The following is a 1795-nucleotide window of genomic DNA, read 5'->3' as shown; positions in this document are numbered from 1 at the left end:
GCCTAGGAGCGTGGGTCAGTAGTACCAAAGTTTAAAACGCCGGTCGATTTCCCGTGCTTGGGGTGTTGGTCTGGGAAAATTGATTATGAGCGATTCTGATGGCCTGTTCCCCGCGGCGGAGCTTGAGCACGTGGACGTGGACGTGGTCGTGGATGACGGGGTTGAGGCTGGCGCGGGTGTGAACAAGCGGTTTAGGGCGTTTGAGCCGGCGGCGGTGATGTTGGTGCCGCCGTCGTTGGATGAGTGGCTGCCGCAGAATCACCTGTCCCGTTTCATCGCGGACATCGTTGAAACTCAGCTGGATCTGAAGAAGTTCTACGCCTCTTACGCCAAGTCGAAGGGCCAGCCGCCCTACGACCCTCGACTGATGGTCCGGGTGCTGCTTTACGGGTATTGCGTCGGTGTTCGCTCGTCACGCGAGTTGGAACGGGTCTGCGTGGACGTGGTCGCGTTTCGCTGGTTGGCCGCGCAGCAGGCACCGGATTTTCGTTCCATCGCCCGGTTCCGGAAACGTCACCTCTCCAGTCTGGGGAACGTGTTCTTGCAGGCGTTGGAACTGTGTCGCGCCGCCGGGATGGTCTCGCTCGGGCAGGTCGCGTTGGACGGCACGAAGGTGCGCGCGAATGCGTCTCGGCGGAAGGCGATGAGTTACGCCCGGTTGACGGAGAAGCAGAAAGTCCTCGCCGACGAAGTGTCCGCGCTGCTGGCGGACGCGGACGCGATCGACGATGCGGAGGACGCTCGTTTCGGAAAAGACAAACGCGGTGATGAGTTGCCGCCGGAGCTCGCGCGGCGGGAGACACGCCTGGTGAAACTCGCCGAGGCGCGCGCCGCGTTGGAGGCAGATGCGGCCGTCCGGGCTCGGAAAGACGCCGAGAAGAAAGCCCGGGACAAGGGCGATGACGACGACACTGCTGCGCAGAAAGGTGACGATGCGGCGAAGAATGCGGTCGTGAGGCCGAAGGCTCAACGCAACTTCACCGACCCGGATTCACGGATCATGAAGACCGCCGACGGGTCGTTCCACTACGCCTACAACGCACAGGCCATCGTTGATGCAGACCATCAAGTCATCGTCGCGACGACGCTGACGAATGTCGGCGTGGATGTTGAACAGGTCGTGCCGATGATCGAGAAACTTCAGGCCACGACCGGAGTTCTGCCCGGGCAGATCCTGGCGGATGCCGGGTATTGTTCAGCAGCAAATCTGGACTACGTCAAGACTGTTGAAGCGGCCGGCGACGGCCGGACCGAGTTCTTCATCGCGACCGGCCGCGTCAAGCACGGCGAACGCGTTCCCGAGGTTCCCCGAGGCCGGATCCCCGCGAATGCGACGCTTCGGGAGCGCATGGCGCGAAAGCTCAAGACGAAGAAGGGCCGCGCCGTTTATGCGCGGCGCAAAGCGATCGTGGAGCCCGTGTTCGGTCAGATTCACACTCGGCAAGGAAAGTTCGTGTTGCTGCGCGGGTTGGAACAAGCAGCCTATGAGTGGGACCTGATCGCTGCCTGCCACAACTTGATGAAGCTGCACACCTTGCAAACCAAGGCGCTTCTGGCCGCACCGGCCGCGCTGATAGCTCGGCCAGCAACCTAAAGAGCAGGGCGGAAGCGCCCTGCCGGCGGCGGGAGCAACCGCGCCTGCGCCGTCAACGCGACCGTGGCCCTCTTTTCGATCGGCACAACCACAATTCCCCCATTGGCTACCGCGCCAGCAACACCCAACCCACGCCGAGACATGGACCCGTATTCCGCGGCATCAAGCCGAAATAGGCGTTACTGACTCACGCTCCTAGCG

General features: G+C 62.5%; 1 protein-coding gene. It reads left to right on the top strand.

The annotated features are described in order from the left end of the window. The first annotated feature begins 85 nt into the window (after positions 1–85). Positions 86–1594 carry an IS1182 family transposase gene (locus E3T43_RS00180; protein ID WP_370449848.1) on the top strand — a complete coding sequence of 503 codons (1509 nt, stop codon included), beginning with the start codon at positions 86–88 and terminating at the stop codon, positions 1592–1594. Positions 1595–1795 lie beyond the last annotated feature (201 nt).

The organism is Cryobacterium sp. Hh7, from assembly GCF_004403155.1.
GTDB lineage: Bacteria > Actinomycetota > Actinomycetes > Actinomycetales > Microbacteriaceae > Cryobacterium > Cryobacterium levicorallinum.
The sequence above is the reverse complement of the archived record's forward strand: the minus strand, read 5'-3'. Positions and strand labels throughout refer to the sequence as shown.